Origin of the sequence: Nocardioides pollutisoli (assembly GCF_040045055.1) — a bacterium.
GTDB lineage: Bacteria > Actinomycetota > Actinomycetes > Propionibacteriales > Nocardioidaceae > Nocardioides > Nocardioides tweenelious.
This window is the reverse complement of sequence record NZ_JBDZDU010000001.1, coordinates 3,644,050-3,662,057: the sequence shown is the minus strand read 5'-3', so window position 1 is coordinate 3,662,057 and position 18,008 is coordinate 3,644,050. Positions and strand designations below refer to the sequence as shown.

The following is an 18,008-nucleotide window of genomic DNA, read 5'->3' as shown; positions in this document are numbered from 1 at the left end:
CCGCCAGCGTTCGTCCTGAGCCAGGATCAAACTCTCCGTTGAAAACAAAAAGTTGCCCCTGACAGGAGACACTGACAAATTGTCAGAATCATTGTCAAAGAAATCGTCAACCAACCCGAACCCCCAAGGGGATCCAAGCCAGATCGACGGGTAAAACAAACAAACTAATTCGTCGACTATGACACACTGTTGAGTTCTCAAGAATCAGACGCACACCGTCCTGATCTTTTCAGACCAGCGGCGGGGCAACCTGCAGAAACTTACCGGTTCAGATCGACCGAGTCAACTCGGGGCGATCCTCGCCAGCGCCGGGCATGAAGCACCCCTGACCTTTGGCCTCTCAGCCTGAGTTGGGGGCGCCGCTCAGCGCGACAAGAAGAACGTTAGCAGCGCTCCCCGGAGACGCCAAAATCGGGGTGCTCGCACGCTCAGCGAGGGCGCAACGGGGCCGCTGGGCGGTAGGTCGAGACGGTCGGATCGCCCGTCTGCCAGAACCGCCAGGGCCGGTGGGGCGCGCCCCGGAGGCCGACGCGAGGCCCGGTCGAGATGTCCGGCGGGCGGGTGCCGAGCGCGAGGGTGACGGGTCCGGTCGACAGGTCCGCACCGTTGTCCGAGAGCTCGATGCCGAGCGCCTTGCAGAGCCGGGCCGGTCCCCTGGCCAGGTCGCGGTCGCTGGCGCCGGGGCGGCGTCCCCGAGCGACCTCGAGCCCGTCGACGATCTCCCCCGCCCGGACGAGCACCGCGCTCGGCGTCCCCTCGGGTCCGCACACCACGTTGCAGCAGACGTGCATCCCGTAGGTGAAGTAGCAGTAGAGGTAGCCGGACGGGCCGAACATGATCGCGTTGCGCGGGGTCTGCCCACGGTAGGCGTGGGACCCCGGGTCGTTCGGGCCGTCGTACGCCTCGACCTCGGTGATGCGGACGGCGACCTCGCCGTGCCGGAGCACGGCGTTGAGCAACCGGGGCGCCTCCTCGAGGACCGGCCCGGAGAGATCAAGCGAGCCGGGCACGGTGTCGATCGACGAGGGCGGCAAGGTCGCTGAGCTGTTCGCCCACCCGGATCGGCGCGGTGCCGCCGTGGCCGTCGCGGGAGGCGACCGAGCCCTCGACCGTGAGGACGTCACGGACCGCGGGCGTCAGGGCGGGTGAGATCTCGGCGAACTGCTCGTCGGTGAGGTCGGCGAGCTCGATGCCGAGCTCCTCGCACCGGCGCACGCACGCGCCGGCGACCTCGTGGGCGATCCGGAACGGCACACCCTCGCGGACCAGCCACTCGGCGATGTCGGTGGCGAGCGAGAAGCCCTGGGGGGCGAGCTCGGCCATCCGCTCGGCGTTGAAGGTCAGGGTCGCGACCATGCCGGAGAACGCCGGCAGCAGCACCTCGAGGGTGTCGACGGAGTCGAAGACCGGCTCCTTGTCCTCCTGGAGGTCCCGGTTGTAGGCCAGGGGCAGGGCCTTGAGCGTGGCCATCAGTCCGGCCAGGTTGCCGATCAGGCGACCGGACTTGCCGCGGGCGAGCTCGGCGATGTCGGGGTTCTTCTTCTGCGGCATGATGCTCGACCCGGTCGACCAGGAGTCGTGGAGGGTGACGAAGGCGAACTCGCGGGTCGACCAGAGGATGACCTCCTCGGCGATCCGGCTGACGTCCACACCGATCTGGGCCGTGACGTAGGCGAACTCGGCCACGAAGTCGCGGGCGGCGGTGCCGTCGATCGAGTTCGCGCTGGACCCGGTGAAGCCGAGCTCGGCGGCGACCAGGCGCGGGTCCAGGCCCAGGCTCTGGCCGGCGAGCGCGCCGGAGCCGTACGGCGACTCGGCGGCCGTGCGGGCGCGCCACTGGGTGAGCCGGTCGACGTCGCGCAGCAGCGGCCAGGCGTGGGCGAGCAGGTGGTGGGACAGCAGCACCGGCTGGGCGTGCTGGAGGTGGGTGCGCCCCGGCATGATCGTCGGCCCGGCCAGGTGCGCGGTCGCCTGTCCCGCGATCGCGTCGACCAGGTCGAGGACCTGGCCCGCGATCGCGAGCGAGTGGTCCATCAGGAACGCCCGGAAGAGGGTGGCGATCTGGTCGTTGCGCGAACGACCGGCGCGCAGCCGACCGCCGATCTCGGCTCCGACCTCCACGAGGAGCAGCCGCTCGAGCGCTCCGTGGACGTCCTCGTCGCTCGGGTCGGGCAGCAGGACTCCCGCGGCGTACTTCTCCCCCAGGACGTCGAGGCCGCGCAGCAGCTCGAGGTGGTCGGCGTCGGTGAGCAGGCCGGCGCGGTGCAGTGCGTTGGCGTGCGCCCGCGAGCCGGCGAGGTCGTACGGCGTGAGCCGCCAGTCGAAGTGCGTCGAGCGCGAGAGCGCGTCGAGCTCGGGAGACGGGCCGTCGGCGAACCGGCCGCCCCAGAGCTTGCCGGTGTTGGTGGCTTCCTTGTCGCTCATCAGTCGGTGCCGAACTCCATGGCGGCGTGGTCGAGCGCCTCGTCGTCGAGGGCCTCCTGCGAGATCACCGGGTTGATCGCGATCCGCTCGCCTCCCCCGGCCTCGATCTCGCCGAAGAGGGTGCCGTTCTCGACGAGCACCTGGCCCTGGTCGAGCGGCTGGGCGGCGTACATCTCCAGCTTGGAGCGCGAGTCGGCGATGTCGAGGTTGCGCATGGTGAGCTGGCCGATCCGGTCGGTGGGACCGAACGCGGCGTTCTCGGTGCGCTCCATCGAGAGCTTGTCGGGGTGGTAGGAGAACGCCGGACCGTCGGTGCGCAGGACGGTGTAGTCCTCACCGCGCCGCAGCCGGAGCGTCACCTCGCCGGTCACCAGGGAGGCGATCCAGCGCTGGATGGCCTCGCGGATCATCAGCGCCTGCGGGTCGAGCCAGCGGCCCTCGTAGAGCAGCCGGCCGAGCTGGCGGCCCTGCGCGTGGTAGTTGGCGATGGTGTCCTCGTTGTGGATCGCGTTGAGCAGGCGCTCGTACGCCGTCCAGAGCAGCGCCATCGCGGGGGCCTCGTAGATGCCGCGCGACTTGGCCTCGATGATCCGGTTCTCGATCTGGTCGGACATGCCGAGGCCGTGGCGACCACCGATGGTGTTGGCCTCGTGGACCAGCGCGACCGCGTCGTCGTACCGCGTGCCGTTGATCGCGACCGGGCGACCGGCCTCGAACCGGATCGTGACGTCCTCGGTCTCGATGGCGACCGAGGGGTCCCAGAACTTCACGCCCATGATCGGCTCGACGGTCTCGAGGGAGACGTCGAGGTGCTCGAGGGTCTTGGCCTCGTGGGTGGCGCCCCAGATGTTGGCGTCGGTGGAGTAGGCCTTCTCCTTCGAGTCGCGGTAGGGCAGGTCGCGCTCGGTGAGCCACTGGCTCATCTCGGCGCGGCCGCCGAGCTCCTGCACGAAGTCGGCGTCCAGCCAGGGCTTGTAGATGCGCAGCTCGGGGTTGGCGAGCAGGCCGTAGCGGTAGAACCGCTCGATGTCGTTGCCCTTGAAGGTCGAGCCGTCGCCCCAGATGTCGACGCCGTCCTCGTGCATGGCACGCACCAGCAGGGTGCCGGTCACGGCGCGACCGAGCGGCGTGGTGTTGAAGTAGGTCCGCGCACCCGAGCGGATGTGGAAGGCACCGCACGCGATCGCGGCCAGGCCCTCCTCGACCAGCTGGCGGCGGCAGTCGACGGCCCGGGCGATCTCGGCGCCGTACTGCTTCGCGCGGCCGGGGACACCGCTGATGTCGGGCTCGTCGTACTGCCCGATGTCGGCGGTGTAGGTGCACGGGATCGCGCCCTTCTCCCGCATCCAGGCAACGGCGACGGACGTGTCCAGCCCTCCCGAGAACGCGATGCCGACGCGTTCGCCGACGGGGAGGGATGTCAGGACCTTGCTCACGGAGTTTCTTCCTTCTGCTGGTGGGTGTCGTCGGCGAGGGCGAGGAACCGGCGGGCGAGGGCTTCGCCGCCTTCCGGTTCACGTCCGATCACCAGGACGGTGTCGTCGCCGGCGATGGTGCCGAGGATCTCAGGGAACTCGGCCTTGTCGAACGCCGAGGCCAGGAACTGGGCGGCACCGGGCGGGGTACGCAGGACGACCAGGTTGGCGCTGGACTCGGCGCTCACGAGGAGCTCGCCGCACAGGCGGGCCAGCCGGGCCGCGGCAGCGGCGGTCTCCCCCGGCACCGCGGGTCGTCGGTCGCCGCCCTCGGCGGGCACGGCGTAGACGAGCGCGCCGCTCGGCGTGCGGACCTTGACGGCGTCGAGCTCGACCAGGTCGCGCGACAGCGTGGCCTGGGTGACGCCGAGCCCGCTCTCGGCGAGGAGCGTGGCGAGGTCCGTCTGCGAGCGCACCTCGTGGTGGGTGACGATCTCGACGATCCGCTGGTGGCGGGCGCTCTTGGTGGCCGGACGGAGCGTGGCGCTCATGACAGGGCTTCCCAGAGGAAGGACATGATCGCCTTCTGGGCGTGGCGCCGGTTCTCGGCCTCGTCCCACACGACGCTCTGCGGACCGTCGAGGACCTCGGCGTCGATCTCCTTGCCGCGGTAGGCGGGCAGGCAGTGCATGGCGATGGCGTCGGGCTTGGCCTGCTCGAAGAGGGCCGCGGTGAGCGAGTACGGCGCGAAGACCTCGGCCCGGGCTGCGGCCTCGTCCTCCTTGCCCATCGAGATCCAGGTGTCGGTGACGACGACGTCGGCCCCGGTGACGGCAGCAACGGGGTCGGGCTCGAGGACCGCCGAGCCGCCCGTGGTCGCGGCGATCGCGGCCGCACGCTCGACCATGTCGGTGGACGGGGCGTAGCCGTCGGGCGAGCTGACCCGGACGTGCATGCCGGCGGTCGCACCGGCGAGCAGCCAGGAGTTGCCCATGTTGCAGGCACCGTCACCGACGAAGGCGACCGTGAGGCCGGCGAGCGTCTGCTTGTGCTCGCGGATCGTCAGGAGGTCGGCGAGCAGCTGGCACGGGTGGAAGTCGTCGGTGAGCGCGTTGATCACCGGGACGCCGGAGTGCTCGGCCATCTCCTCGAGGCTGCTCTGCGCGTAGGTGCGCCACACGACCATCGATGCCTGGCGGCCGATGACCCGCGCGACGTCGTGGACGGACTCACGGACGCCGATACCGGCCAGGGCCCCGTCGACGAGCATCGGGAAGCCGCCGAGCTCGGCGATGCCCGCGGCGAAGGACGCCTGGGTGCGGAGCGTCTGCTTGTCGAAGATCATCGCGACCGTCCGCGGGCCGGCCAGCGGCTTCGCGTCGTACGGCGCCTGCTTGAGCTCGAACGCGAGGTCGAGGACCTGCGCCTGCTCGGCCGGGCTGAGGTCGTCGTCGGCGAGGAAGTGCCTCATTGCAGGCCCGCCTCGTCGAGGATCCCCGGCCAGGCGGCCAGGAGGGCGTTGGCGTCGTCGACCGTGAGCACGAGCGGCGGCGCGAGCCGGATCCGCTTGGGGGTCGGGTTGTTGAGGATGAAGCCGGCCTTCTGGGCGGCGGCGACCACCTCGGCCGAGGCGTCGGCCGACAGGTCGAGGCCGATGAGCAGCCCCTCGCCACGGACCTCGGTGACCCGCGGGTCGGCGGCGAGGCCGTCGCGGAGCTTCTGGCCGAGGACGGTGACGTGCTCCAGCAGCTCGTCGTCCTCGATCGTCCGGATCACGGCGAGCGCGGCGGCGCAGGCGACCGGGTTGCCGCCGAACGTGGTGCCGTGGTTGCCGGGCTGGAGCAGGTCGCCGGCTGCGCCGAGCGCGATGCAGGCGCCGATCGGGAAGCCGCCGCCGAGGCCCTTCGCGACGGTGACGACGTCCGGCGTGACACCGGTGTGGGCGAACCACTGGCCGGTGCGGCCCATGCCGGACTGCACCTCGTCGAGCCAGAGCAGGGCGCCGTGGTCGTCGGCGATGGTGCGCGCGGAGGCGAGGTAGCCCTCGGGCGGGACCACGACGCCGGCCTCGCCCTGGATCGGCTCGAGCAGGATCGCGGCGGTCTCGTCGGTGACCGCGGCCGCGAGCGCGTCGGCGTCGCCGTACGGGACGAACGTCACGTCGCCGGGGAGCGGCTCGAAGGGAGCGCGGTAGGCCTCCTTCGAGGTCAGCGCGAGCGCGCCCATGGTCCGGCCGTGGAAGCCGCCCTCGGCGACCACGACGTGGGTGCGCCCGGTGCGGCGGGTCAGCTTGAACGCCGCCTCGTTGGCCTCGGTGCCGGAGTTGGTGAAGAAGACCTTGCCCTCCCCGGGCGAGCTGCCGAGAAGCCCGAGCAGCTTCTCGGCCAGCTCGACCTGGGGCTCGCTGGTGAAGAAGTTGGAGATGTGCCCGAGCTTCCCGATCTGGCTCGTCACCGCCTCCACCAGCGCGGGGTGGGCGTGACCGAGGGCGTTGACGGCGATGCCGCCGAGGAAGTCGACGTACTCGTTGCCGTCCTCGTCCCAGACGTGGGCGCCCTGGCCGTGCGTGAGCACGAGCTTGGGCGGGCCGAAGGTGTTCATCAGGCTGGCGGCGTACCGCTGCTGGTAGTCGCTCACTGGGAGTCCCTCGCCTTCCGGGTCTTGGTCTCCACGCCGGGCAGGACCTGGGTGCCGACGCCCTCCTGCGTGAAGAGCTCGAGGAGCACGGCGTGCTGCTCACGGCCGTCGACGACGGTGGCACGCGGGACGCCGCCCTCGACCGCCTGGAGGCAGGCCTTCATCTTCGGCACCATGCCGGAGGCGAGCGACGGGATGATCTCCGCGAGCGCCTCGGGGCCGATCTCGCCGATGACGTCCTCGGAGTTGGGCCAGTCGAGGTAGAGGCCCTCGACGTCGGTCAGCACGAGCAGCTTCTCGGCGTCGAGCGCGACGGCGAGCGCGGCCGCTGCGGAGTCTGCGTTGACGTTGTGCACGCGGCCGTGGATGTCGGGCGCGACACTGGAGACGACCGGGATCCGGCCCGCCTCGATCAGGTCGAGCACGGACTCGGGGCGCACGTGCGTGACCTCGCCGACCAGCCCGAGGTCGACCTCCTCGCCGTCGACGATCGTGCCCGTCGTGGTCGCGGTGAACAGGCCGGCGTCCTCGCCCGAGCAGCCGACCGCGAGCGGGCCGTGCTCGTTGATCAGGCCAACGAGCTCGCGCTGCACCTGGCCGACGAGCACCATCCGGACGACGTCCATCGCCTCAGGGGTCGTGACGCGGAGACCGCCGCGGAACTCGGACTCGATCCCGAGCCGGTCGAGCATCGTGGAGATCTGGGGGCCGCCGCCGTGGACGACGACCGGCTTGAAGCCCGCGAAGCGCAGGAACGCGATGTCCTCGGCGAACGCGCGCTTCAGGGTGTCGTCGGTCATGGCGTTGCCGCCGTACTTCACCACGACGATCTTGCCGTGGTACTTCTTCAGCCACGGCAGCGCGGCCGCGAGGGTCCGGGCCTTCGCCTGGTCGGGCTTGCTCGGGTCGTGGCGGGTGTGAGCGATGTCGGTCATGAGGAGTACGCGCTGTTCTCGTGGACATAGGCGTGCGTGAGGTCGTTGGTCCATACGGTGGCCCGCGCGTCGCCGGACTTGAGGTCGATGGTGACGCTGACCTCGCGCGGCTTCAGGTCGACCTCGGCCGGGTCTGCGTGGGGCGTGGACTGCTTGCAGACCCAGACGCCGTTCATGGCGACGTCGAGGTCGGCCGGGTCGAACTGTGCGCCGGTCGTGCCGATGCTCGCGAGCACCCGGCCCCAGTTGGGGTCGTTGCCGAAGACCGCGGCCTTGAAGAGGTTGGAGCGGGCCACGCTGCGGCCCACCTCGACGGCCTCGTCCTCGCTCGCCGCGTTGAGCACGGTGATCGCGATCTCGTGGTCGGCGCCCTCCGCGTCGCGGAGCAGCTGCATCGCGAGGTCCGTGCAGGCCTGCGTCAGCGCGTCGGTGAAGTCGGGCAGCGACGGGGTGATCCCGCTGGCCCCGCTGGCCATCACGGTCACGGTGTCGTTGGTGGACATGCAGCCGTCGGAGTCGAGCCGGTCGAAGCTGACCCGGGTCGCCCCACGCAGCGCGACGTCGAGGTCGGCTGCAGGGACGACCGCGTCGGTGGTGAGGACGACGAGCATCGTGGCCAGCTGTGGGGCGAGCATGCCGGCGCCCTTCGCCATGCCGCCGATGGACCAGCCCGCGCCCTCGACGACGACCTGCTTGCTGACCGAGTCGGTGGTCATGATCGCCTCGGCCGCCTGCTGCCCGCCGTCGGCCGCCAGGGCGTCGTACGCCGCCTCGGCGCCGGCCAGGACCGCGGAGCGGTCGTTGGTGAGGCCGATCAGCCCGGTCGAGCAGACGACGACGTCGCCGGCGCCGATCCCGAGCCTGCCGGCGACGGTCTCTGCCACGGCGTGCGTGGTCTGGAAGCCCTCGGGGCCGGTGTAGCAGTTGGCGCCGCCGGAGTTGAGGAAGACCGCGCGGACGGTGCCGTCCTTGACGACCTCCTGGCTCCAGAGGACCGGGTTGGCCTTGCAGCGGTTGGCGGTGAAGACGCTTGCGGAGTCGAAGGTCGGGCCGTCGTTGACGACGAGCGCGACGTCCTTGGCGCCGGTGGACTTGAGGCCGGCGGCGACGCCGGCGGCCCGGAAGCCTGCGGGGGTGGTGATGGTCACGGGGCGATTCCTACCGTTGAGAGGCCCAGGCCTTCGTCGAGGCCGAGCGCGAGGTTCATGCACTGGACGGCAGCGCCGGCGGTGCCCTTGGACAGGTTGTCCACCGCACCGACGGCGACGAGTCGTCGTGCGTCCTCGTCGACCGTCACCTGGAGGTGGACGGCGTTGGAGCCCATCACGGACTTGGTCTGCGGCCACTGGCCCTGCGGGAGCAGGTGGATGAAGGGCTCGTCGGCGTACGCCTTGGCGTAGACGTCGTAGGCCTCGTCAGCGGTGAGGTCGCTGGTGAGCTTCGCCGAGCACGTGGCGAGGATGCCGCGCGGCATGGGGACCAGCAGCGGCGTGAAGCTGACGCTCACCGTGCCGTCGACGAGCGTCGAGAGGTTCTGGGTGATCTCGGGGGTGTGCCGGTGGGTGCCGCCCACGCCGTACGCGCTGACGTTGCCCATGGTCTCGCTGCCGAGCAGGTGCGGCTTGGCGGCCTTGCCGGCACCGCTGGTGCCGGACGCCGCGACCACGACCACGTCGGGCTCGACGATCCCGGCCGCGATGGCGGGCGCGAGGGTGAGGGTGGAGATCGTCGGGTAGCAGCCGGGGACGGCCACCCGGGACGCGCCGGTCAACAGCGCGCGCTGGCCGGGGAGCTCGGGGAGGCCGTAGGGCCAGGTGCCGGCGTGGGTGCCGCCGTAGAACTTGTCCCAGGCCGCGGGGTCGGCGAGCCGGAAGTCGGCGCCGCAGTCGATGACGACGACGTCATCGCCCAGCTGGGCTGCGATCTCTCCCGACTGGCCGTGCGGGAGTGCGAGGAAGACCACATCGTGGCCGGACAGGGTTTCCAGGGAGGTCTCCACGAGCACCCTGTCCGCGAGCGGCACCAGGTGCGGCTGGAGCGCACCGAGCGGTTGACCCGCGTTGGACGCCCCGGTGAGGGCGCCGATCTCGACCTCGGGATGGGCCAGCAGCAGGCGCAACAGCTCGCCTCCGGCGTACCCGCTGGCTCCGGCGACAGCGACGCTCTTCCTCGTCATATGCATGACTATACAGACCTTTGCATGTTCATGTGCAGCGGGGTCCGGTGATGGCAACTCGGGTGGAACTCGGATGCGGGCCGTCGGCGGGCCGGTCTAGGTTTCCCCACTATGGCGAGACTTGCGTTCGACGACTACCTCCGACACCTCGAGCAGGAGTCGGCGCGCTTCCGCGCGGTGCTGGCCGACTGTGATCCGGGCGCGCGGGTGCCCGGGTGTCCCGACTGGGACGCGGCCGACCTGCTCTGGCACCTCGCCGAGGTGCAGTGGTTCTGGGGCACGACGATCGCGACCCGGCCCGCTCCGGCCGACGAGGACGCCGAGGGACCCGAGCGCCCCGCGTCGTACGACGGGCTGCTGGCTGCCTTCGACGAGTACTCCGCCGCCCTGATCGCCGCGCTCCGCGCCGCCGACCCGGCTGAGCCGGCGTGGAGCTGGTCCGACGAGCAGACCGTCGGCTTCACCTACCGCCGACAGGCGCAGGAGGCACTGATCCACCGGCTCGACGCCGAGCAGACGGCCGGGCAGGTGACCGCGCTCGATCCCGAGCTGGCCGCCGACGGTGTCGACGAGGCCCTCGACGTGATGTTCGGCGGGAAGCCGCCGTGGGGCTCCTTCTCCGGACTCCCCCACCACGTCCGGGTCGACGTCACCGACCGGGACGAGTCGGTGTGGGTCCAGCTCGGGCGTTTCTCGGGCACCGATCCCGACGGGGACCACCACGACCTCGACGACATCTGCGTCGTCCCCGATCCGGGCATCGACGCCGACGCGGTGGTCCGCGGACCGGCCGGAGCGCTCGACGCCTGGCTGTGGCGGCGCGGTGACGACAGCGAGATCTCGGTGACCGGGGACCGCGAGATCTACGACCTCTTCCGCACCTGCGTGAACCACCCGCTCACCTAGCGCTGAAACCGCGGTGAAGGCAGAGTGAAACCGGCCGGGTCCAGGGTGTAGCCATGACACGACTTCCTGACACCGACCTGGCCGTGGCGGCCTCCGGGCTCGTCAAGACCTTCGGCGACTTCCGCGCGGTCGACGGGATCGACCTCGAGGTGCGGCGCGGCGAGGTCTTCGGTGTGCTCGGCCCCAACGGCGCCGGCAAGACCACCACCCTGAAGATGCTCGCGACCCTGCTGCCGCTGGACGGCGGAGAGGCGAGCGTCTTCGGCGTCGACGTACGCCGCAATCCGCACATGATCCGCCAGCTCGTCGGCGTGACCGGGCAGTACGCCTCCGTCGACGAGAACCTCACCGGCTCGGAGAACCTCTGGCTCTTCGGCCGGTTGCAGGGTCTCTCGTCGCGCAGGTCGAAGGCCACCGCCGCCGACCTGCTCGAGCGCTTCGGGCTCACCGAGGCCCGGGACAAGCAGATCAAGACCTTCTCCGGCGGCATGCGCCGTCGGCTCGACCTCGCGGCCAGCCTGATCTCGCAGCCGCCGCTGATCTTCCTCGACGAGCCGACGACCGGCCTCGACCCCCGCACCCGCGGGCAGATGTGGGAGACCATCCGCGACCTGATCCGCGAGGGCAGCACGGTCCTGCTGACCACGCAGTACCTCGACGAGGCCGACCAGCTCGCGGACCGGATCGCGGTCATCGACCGCGGCATCAAGGTCGCCGAGGGCACCCCCGACGAGCTGAAGACCTCGGTCGGCAGCTCCACGCTGCAGCTGCGGATGGCCGACAGCGCCGACACCGCGGGCGCGGCGGACGTCGTACGACGCGTCCTCGGCGAGGAACCCGTCCTCACTCCTGAGTCCGGCGGCATGAACGTCGCGCTCACCGATGCCAACCAGGCAGCCGACGTGCTGATCGCGCTGCGGCAGTCAGGCCTCTCGATCGCCTCCGCGACCGTGCAGAAGCCCACCCTCGACGAGGTGTTCATGGCCATCACCGGCCACGCCGCCGAGGACGAGACCAACCAGTCCCTGATCGAGCCCCAGATGGAGGCCGTCCGATGAGCACCTCACTCCTCGCCGAGCACGAGACGACCCAGGTGCTCGACCGCACCCTCGTGACCCGCCCGTCGCTCCGCGACACCCTCGACCAGAGCCTCGCGATGGCCTGGCGCGCCCTCAAGAAGATGCGCCGCAACCCCGAGCAGTGGTTCGACGTCACGCTCCAGCCGCTGCTCTTCACCGCGATGTTCGCCTACATCTTCGGCGGCGCCATCTCGGGCAGCGTCGAGAACTACCTGCCGATCGTGATCACCGGCATCCTCGCGCAGACGGCGCTCACCGCCTCGATGGCGACCGGCGTCCAGCTCCGCGAGGACATGGACAAGGGCGTCTTCGACCGCTTCAAGTCGCTGCCGATCGCGCGGATCGCGCCGCTCGTCGGACCGGCCATCGCCGACCTGGCGCGCTACGCGACCGCCGCGACGCTGACGATCCTGACCGGCATGCTGATGGGCTACCGCCCCGGCGGCGGCGTGCCCGGCGTTCTCGCCGGCTGGCTGCTGACGATCATCGCCGGCTGGTCCTTGGCCTGGATCTTCACCTACCTCGGCACCCGCGCCCGGAGCGCCCAGGCCGTGCAGGGCATCTCGATGATGATCATGTTCCCCCTGACCTTCCTCTCGAACGCCTTCGTGCCCCCGGAGTCGCTGCCCGGCTGGCTCGAGGCCTTCGTGAAGATCAACCCGGTCTCACTGGTCATCTCCGCGGTGCGCGACCTGATGAACGACGGCCAGGTCACTGCCAACGTCGGCTGGGCGCTGCTCGGCTGCGCGCTCATCGTGGCGGTCTTCCTGCCGCTCTCCGTGAGGTCCTACTCGCGCAAGATGTGATGAGACGGCCAGTCGGGCGCGACGAAGTCGCGCCCGACGTGGGCCGGCCAGATTGAGCAAGCGACGCGAGTGAGCTTGCGAACTCGCACGAGCGCGTCGAAATCCGGTGAGCCGAGAGGCAAGTCGAGGTGGTTTCGAGGCTCGGCGCTAACGCGCCTCACACCTCAACCACCGCCTCACCCGAGCTCCGCCAGCAGGTCGCCGACCTCCGGGCGGAGCTCGGGCGCGTTGCGGCCCTCGAGGCTGGCGCGGAAGGTCGCCTCACCACCGGGCAGGACGGCCTCGGCCAGGGCCACGCCGGGCGCCCAGGCCAGGCTCGGCAGCTGGCGGTTGTAGCCGAACCGGTCGGCGTAGACGAGCAGGCGCACGGCGCGCTCCGCCCGGACCTGGTCGGGCTGGTCGGACAGGTCCCACACGGCCAGGGCGAAGAGGATCGACCCGAAGACCGGGAAGTCGAGGAAGCCGATGGCCCCGTCCAGGATCCGCGGTGACTTCTCGAGCAGGTCACGGTGCATGCCCACGACCTCCTCGCGCTGCCCGTGCCGGACGTGGGCGGCGACGGCCGCGGCCTCGGCGTACAACGTCCAGGGCTCGAAGCCGAGCATCGTCTCGAGACCGGGGAAGCTGCGCGCGGACAGGATCCGGGCGGCCTCGCGGTAGCCGTGGAGACCGGCCTCGGTGCGGCCGGCGGCGAGGTCGAGCTCGGGGCGACCGCAGAGCAGGATGATGGCGGCACCGAAGATGCCGGTGGCGCCGTCGGAGGCCTCGATCTCGTCGAAGATCCGTTCCGCCTCGTCGATGCGGCCGGCTTCCATCGCCCCCATGGCGAGCACCGCCTTGAGCTGAGCGGCGTCCTCGTCGGCTCCCAGGGCGTCGAGCGCCGGGATGGCCTCGCGCGCGTAGGCCATCGCCTCCTCCATCTCGCCGACCTGCATGGTGAGGCCGGCGAGCTGCGCCCGGATCAGCGCAGCACCCCAGGGCCCGTCGGCGTCGTCACTGAGGAGGAGCGCCTGCCGGCCGCGCTCCTGCGCGGCCTGGATGTCGCCCTGGTTCTCGTGGAACTGGCTGGACCACTGCATCGCGAGCTGGGCCACCCGGCGATCGTCGTCGTCACACATCGCCTCGACGGCACCGATGTGGCCGTCCTCCACGGTCGCCCGGGCGGCGAGGAGCACGGTCGCCGAGATGCCGCTGCGCGTGGTGCGATCTCCCGGACCGAGCAGCTCGAGCCGGTCGAAGGCGCGTCCGGCCGCGCTGTCGGTGAAGATCATCGTGTTGAAGGCGAGTGAGACGAGGGTTGCCCGGAGGGCCTCGTCGAGATCGGGAGGAATGTCCGCGTCCACGACGACGTCCTCGACGTCGGGAGCGATGTTGACGACCTTGAGGTGGCTGCCCTCGATCGTCCAGAAGTCGGACAGGCAGGCCATCAGCACCACGACCGCTTCGGCGTCGCGATCACGGAGGCACCTGCGGAGCAGGTCGACGAGGTTGCCCTCCTCCGTGCGGATGGCGGTCATCATCTCGACCTGACGCGGTCCGAACAGGCTCGCGGAGCAGGTACGGGCGTAGGCGACGCCCCAGCCCCGCAGCCGCTCGACCGTCTCGGCGTCGTCGCCTGCTCCGACGAGCTGCATCTGACCGAACTCCCGCACGGTCTCGAGCAGTCGGTAGCGCAGCTCACCCGATCCTTCGACCACCGTGACCAGCGACTGGTCGACCAGGTTGACCAGGGCCGCGAGCGCGTCGTCGCCCACCACCGCCTCGGCGCCTTCGAAGGAGAACCCGTCCCGGAAGACCGAGAGTCGGCGCAGCGCGACGCGCTCCTCGTCACGGAGCAGGTTCCAGCTCCAGTCGATGACGGCGAGCAGGGTCTGGTGCCGTTCGGGGGCGTCGCGCGACCCGCCCCGTAGCAGCGTGAACCGGTCGCCGATGCGCCGCTCGATCTCGACGACCGACATGGCGCGCACCTTCGCGGCCGCGAGCTCGACAGCGAGGGGCAGTCCGTCCAGCCGGCCGACGAGCGAGCGCACCTCCGCGTCGTCGATCCGTACGCCGGGGCGCGCAGCCGTCGCGCGCTCACGGAAGAGCTGCACGGCGTCGTCCAGGTTCAGCTGCGGCAGCAGGTAGACCCGCTCGGCCGCGATGCCCAGGGGTGCGCGGGTGGTGGTGAGCACCCGCAACGCAGGGGTGCGCTGCACCAGCACGGAGACCAGGTCGGCCACCGCCTCGACGACGTGCTCGCAGTTGTCGAGGATGAGCAGGGCCGGTGCGGTGCCGACCTGGTCGATGATCCGGCTCAGCAGGTCGGCGCGACGGCTGACGGCGACGTTCAGGCGTCCGGCTGCGACCGACTCGCGCACGCCCAGCACGTCGCCGACCTCGACCGCGACGCCCTCCGGTGAGGTGACACCGGCGAGCTCGACGAAGTGGACCACGGGCTGCTCGGCCAGCCGACCCATCAGGTGGGCGAGCCGGGTCTTGCCCAGCCCGCCGGGTCCGACGATCGAGGTGACCCGGGAGGTACGGATCATCCCCTCGAGCGCGACGACGTCGTCCTCGCGGCCGATCAGCCGGGATGCCTCGAACAGCAGCCCCTCGCGCACCGGGCGGTCGCGGGCGAGCAGCTCGGCGTGAAGCGCGCGCAGCTCCGGGCTGGGGTCGACGCCGAGGCGGTCCACGAGGTCCTCGCGGTAGGTCTCGTAGCGATCGAGCGCAGCGGGAGCCCCGTGGACGCCGGCAACCGAGCGCAGCAGGGCGGCGGTCACCTCGTCGTCGGGCTCGGCCCGCTCCAGGAGCGGGAGCGCTGCGGCGTAGTCGCCGGCCGCGGCGAGCCGCAGCCCCTCCGGGCGCAGCGCCCAGGCATCGACGTCGGTGTCCTCGAGGGCCAGGCGGTATCCGCGCGCCGTCCGCTCGATCACGTCCGAGCCGGTCGCCGACCGGGCCCGCGAGACCACCACCTGGAGCGCCTTCGTCGGGTTGGCCGGGACGTCGTCGCCCCAGATCTCGTCGACCAGCGCAGCCTCGGACAGGCCGCGGCTGCCCGCCCCGGCGAGGCTGCGCAGCAGCGCGTGCGTGCGCTCGCCCGGGATGGGCTCGCCGTGCCAGGTGACGTCGTCGAGGACCGCGAGCCTGGGAGCGCTCGGGCCGTCAGCGCTGGACGGCACCGGTCCGCTCGGCGGCGGCAGCGACGGCGGCGTTGCGTGCGGCCGCCGTCTCCTCCTCGGTCAAGGTGCGGTCAGGAGCACGGAACCTCAGCGCGAAGGCCAGGGACTTGTGGCCGGCGCCGACCTGGTCGCCGGTGTAGACGTCGAAGAGGCGGATCGACTCGAGCAGCTCCCCGGCGCCCTCCCGCAGCGCCCTCTCGACCTCGGCGGCGGTGACCTCCTCCGCGACGACCAGCGCGACGTCCTCCTTGGCCAGGGGGTACGTCGAGAACTGCGGCCCGGGCGTGACGTCGCGAGCGGCGCGCATCAGGAAGTCGAGGTCGATCTCGACCGCTGCGCTGCGCGCCGGCAGTCCGTACGCCGTGCAGACCTTCGGGTGCAGCTCGCCCGCGTGGCCGAACTCGACCCCGCCGACGCTGACCTGCGCGCAACGACCCGGGTGCCAGGGCATCCGCGCGGCCGAGGTGACCTCGACCTCGACGCCGAGCTCGTCGCCGAGCCGCCGGACCAGCCCGATCGCGTCGGACCAGTCGGCCTGGCGGCCGCTGCCCCACCACCCGGACCGCTCGCGCTCCCCGGTCAGGACGACCGCGAGGTGGAGCGGCTGGTCGGGGATCGCCTCGAAGAGCGTGGCGAGCTCGGCATCGGTGGGACGTCCGTCGACGCCGTAGATCGGAGCCGGACCGCGGTCGGCCGGGAAGGCGACCGTGCCGGTCTCGAAGAGGGCAACGCCGGTCGCACCCCGCCCGAGGTTGCGGGCGGCGGCCTTGAGCAGGCCGGGCAGCAGCGTCGTCGTGTAGGACGGGTCCTCGCTGGAGAGCGGGTTGGCGAGCCGCACGGTGTGACGCAGCACGTCGTCCGCGGGCAGTCCGAGGGCGTCGAACGCGGCCTCGCCGACGAACGGGAAGCTGATCACCTCGACGCAGCCGGCGCCGGCGAGGGTGCGACCGATCCGGCGGCGCAACCGCTGCTCGCGGGTCAGGCCGCGGCCGGTCGCCTCGCGGGGCAGCACGGACGGGACCTGGTCGTAGCCGACGATCCGGGCGACCTCCTCGACGAGGTCGAAGGGGTCCGTGAGGTCGGGGCGCCACGGGGGCGGGGTCGCGGTCAGCGTCGTGTCCTGCTTGTCGAGCACGCAGCCGACGGCCTCGAGGTTGGTGACCGTGGTCGCGGCGTCGATCGGCATGCCGGTCACGCGCGCGGGCAGGTCGTAGCTGATCGTGATCGCCTCCCGCTCCGGCGCGGTGCCGACGACGGTGACGCCCGCGTCGGCCGTGCCGCCACCGTACGTCGTGAGCAGCTCGACGACCCGGTCCGCTGCGGCGGGCGTGACGAGCGGGTCGACTCCGCGCTCGTTGCGCTTGCCGGCCTCGGAGGTCAGCTTGTGGCGCTTGCCGGTGCGGAACATCGAGGTGGCGTCCCAGTGGGCGGCCTCGACGAGCACCGAGGTCGTGGTCGACGACATCTCGGTGGCCTCGCCACCCATGACGCCGCCGAGGCCGATGATCCCGGAGTCGTCGGTGACGACGAGGTCCTCGACCGACAGGGCCCGGTCGACACCGTCAAGCGTGGTGAGCCGCTCCCCCGCGGTCGCCCGGCGGACCCGGATCGGACCTTGCAGCTTGTCGGCGTCGTAGCCGTGGATCGGCCGGCCGATCTCGAGCATCACGTAGTTGGTGACGTCGACGGCCAGCGAGATGGGACGCATCCCGGCCTGGGTGAGCCGGCGGACCATCCAGTCCGGGGAGGGCGCGGCCGGGTCGAAGCCCGTGACCTTGCGGGCGACGAAGACCGGGCAGCCGGTCGGGTCGTCGATCTCGACCGGGTAGCCGTCGGCGTTGGGCTCGGGCACCTTGCGGTCCGCCGGGTCGCGGTACGGCGCGGCGTAGGCCAGCGCGGCCTCGCGGGCGATCCCGCGCAGCGACAGCGCGTAGGCGCGGTCGGGGTTGATCTCGAACTCGATGACCTCGTCGTCGAGACCCAGCACAGCGAACGCGTCGTCGCCAGGAGCACCCGCGTCGGCGGGCAGCACGATGATGCCGTCGTGGTCGTCGCCGAGGCCCAGCTCGCGCGAGGAGCAGATCATCCCGGCGGACAGGTGGCCGTAGGTCTTGCGCGCAGAGATCTCGAAGTTCCCGGGCAGCACGCCGCCGGGAAGGATGCAGACGACGAGGTCGCCGGGCGCGAAGTTGTGGGCGCCGCAGACGATGCCCTGCGGCTCGCCGGTGCCGTTGGCGTCGCCGACGTCGACGGAGCACCAGTTGATCGTCTTGCCGTTCTTCTGCGGCTCGGGCTCCATCGTGAGCACCTTGCCGATCACGAGCGGACCGGTGATCTGGTCGCCGGGTGCCTCGATCGCCTCGAGCTTGAGGCCGAGCGCGGTCAGGCGCGCGGCGAGGTCCTCGGTGGACACGTCCGCCGGCAGGTCGACGTACTCCCGGATCCAGGAGACAGGGGCCTTCATGT

General features: G+C 71.3%; 14 protein-coding genes. 3 read left to right on the top strand and 11 right to left on the bottom strand.

Annotation, left to right across the window (positions count from 1 at the left end; translation table 11 throughout):
* Positions 1 to 428: 428 nt before the first annotated feature.
* From ABLE68_RS18005 to argC, 9 genes are read right to left on the bottom strand one after another with little or no spacing between them, the layout of a single operon-like run.
* Complete coding sequence (locus ABLE68_RS18005; RefSeq protein ID WP_348873213.1) at positions 429 to 1,010, bottom strand: DNA-3-methyladenine glycosylase; 582 nt, start codon at positions 1,008 to 1,010, stop codon at positions 429 to 431.
* The gene (argH, locus tag ABLE68_RS18000) at positions 994 to 2,424 is read right to left on the bottom strand and encodes an argininosuccinate lyase (protein WP_348873212.1); all 1,431 of its coding nucleotides are present in this window, start codon (positions 2,422 to 2,424) and stop codon (positions 994 to 996) included. Before argH ends, ABLE68_RS18005 begins: the two co-directional genes overlap by 17 nt.
* The gene (gene argG / locus ABLE68_RS17995) at positions 2,424 to 3,860 is read right to left on the bottom strand and encodes an argininosuccinate synthase (RefSeq protein ID WP_348873211.1); all 1,437 of its coding nucleotides are present in this window, start codon (positions 3,858 to 3,860) and stop codon (positions 2,424 to 2,426) included. Before argG ends, argH begins: the two co-directional genes overlap by 1 nt.
* The gene (locus ABLE68_RS17990) at positions 3,857 to 4,390 is read right to left on the bottom strand and encodes an arginine repressor (RefSeq protein WP_348873210.1); all 534 of its coding nucleotides are present in this window, start codon (positions 4,388 to 4,390) and stop codon (positions 3,857 to 3,859) included. The genes argG and ABLE68_RS17990 overlap by 4 nt, the downstream gene beginning before the upstream one ends.
* Positions 4,387 to 5,310, bottom strand: a complete 924-nt coding sequence (gene argF, locus ABLE68_RS17985; protein ID WP_348873209.1) for an ornithine carbamoyltransferase — start codon at positions 5,308 to 5,310, stop codon at positions 4,387 to 4,389. Before argF ends, ABLE68_RS17990 begins: the two co-directional genes overlap by 4 nt.
* Positions 5,307 to 6,476, bottom strand: coding sequence for an acetylornithine transaminase (locus tag ABLE68_RS17980; RefSeq protein ID WP_348873208.1), 1,170 nt, complete (start codon positions 6,474 to 6,476; stop codon positions 5,307 to 5,309). The genes argF and ABLE68_RS17980 overlap by 4 nt, the downstream gene beginning before the upstream one ends.
* Positions 6,473 to 7,411: an acetylglutamate kinase gene (gene argB, locus ABLE68_RS17975; protein WP_348873207.1), complete on the bottom strand. Its 939-nt coding sequence runs from the start codon at positions 7,409 to 7,411 to the stop codon at positions 6,473 to 6,475. The genes ABLE68_RS17980 and argB overlap by 4 nt, the downstream gene beginning before the upstream one ends.
* Positions 7,408 to 8,559 (bottom strand): bifunctional glutamate N-acetyltransferase/amino-acid acetyltransferase ArgJ, encoded by a 1,152-nt coding sequence (gene argJ, locus ABLE68_RS17970; protein WP_348873206.1) that lies wholly within the window; start codon positions 8,557 to 8,559, stop codon positions 7,408 to 7,410. The genes argB and argJ overlap by 4 nt, the downstream gene beginning before the upstream one ends.
* Positions 8,556 to 9,593 carry an N-acetyl-gamma-glutamyl-phosphate reductase gene (argC, locus tag ABLE68_RS17965; RefSeq protein WP_425475640.1) on the bottom strand — a complete coding sequence of 346 codons (1,038 nt, stop codon included), beginning with the start codon at positions 9,591 to 9,593 and terminating at the stop codon, positions 8,556 to 8,558. The genes argJ and argC overlap by 4 nt, the downstream gene beginning before the upstream one ends.
* A gap of 105 nt (positions 9,594 to 9,698) precedes the next feature.
* On the opposite strand from argC, the gene ABLE68_RS17960 reads away from it, so the two are divergent.
* Genes ABLE68_RS17960 through ABLE68_RS17950 form a run of 3 tightly spaced genes read left to right on the top strand, consistent with a single transcriptional unit; the run spans position 9,699 to position 12,378 of the window.
* Complete coding sequence (locus ABLE68_RS17960; RefSeq protein WP_348873204.1) at positions 9,699 to 10,493, top strand: maleylpyruvate isomerase family mycothiol-dependent enzyme; 795 nt, start codon at positions 9,699 to 9,701, stop codon at positions 10,491 to 10,493.
* Positions 10,494 to 10,546: 53 nt separating this feature from the next.
* Positions 10,547 to 11,551, top strand: coding sequence for an ATP-binding cassette domain-containing protein (locus tag ABLE68_RS17955; protein WP_348873203.1), 1,005 nt, complete (start codon positions 10,547 to 10,549; stop codon positions 11,549 to 11,551).
* Complete coding sequence (locus tag ABLE68_RS17950) at positions 11,548 to 12,378, top strand: ABC transporter permease (RefSeq protein WP_348873202.1); 831 nt, start codon at positions 11,548 to 11,550, stop codon at positions 12,376 to 12,378. Before ABLE68_RS17955 ends, ABLE68_RS17950 begins: the two co-directional genes overlap by 4 nt.
* Positions 12,379 to 12,554: 176 nt before the next feature.
* Here the strand turns inward: ABLE68_RS17950 and ABLE68_RS17945 are convergent, their stop codons facing one another.
* Positions 12,555 to 15,542, bottom strand: coding sequence for an ATP-binding protein (locus ABLE68_RS17945; protein ID WP_348873201.1), 2,988 nt, complete (start codon positions 15,540 to 15,542; stop codon positions 12,555 to 12,557).
* A complete protein-coding gene (gene pheT, locus ABLE68_RS17940) occupies positions 15,526 to 18,006 on the bottom strand; it encodes a phenylalanine--tRNA ligase subunit beta (protein WP_348873200.1) in 2,481 nt (826 codons plus the stop codon). The genes ABLE68_RS17945 and pheT overlap by 17 nt, the downstream gene beginning before the upstream one ends.
* Positions 18,007 to 18,008 lie beyond the last annotated feature (2 nt).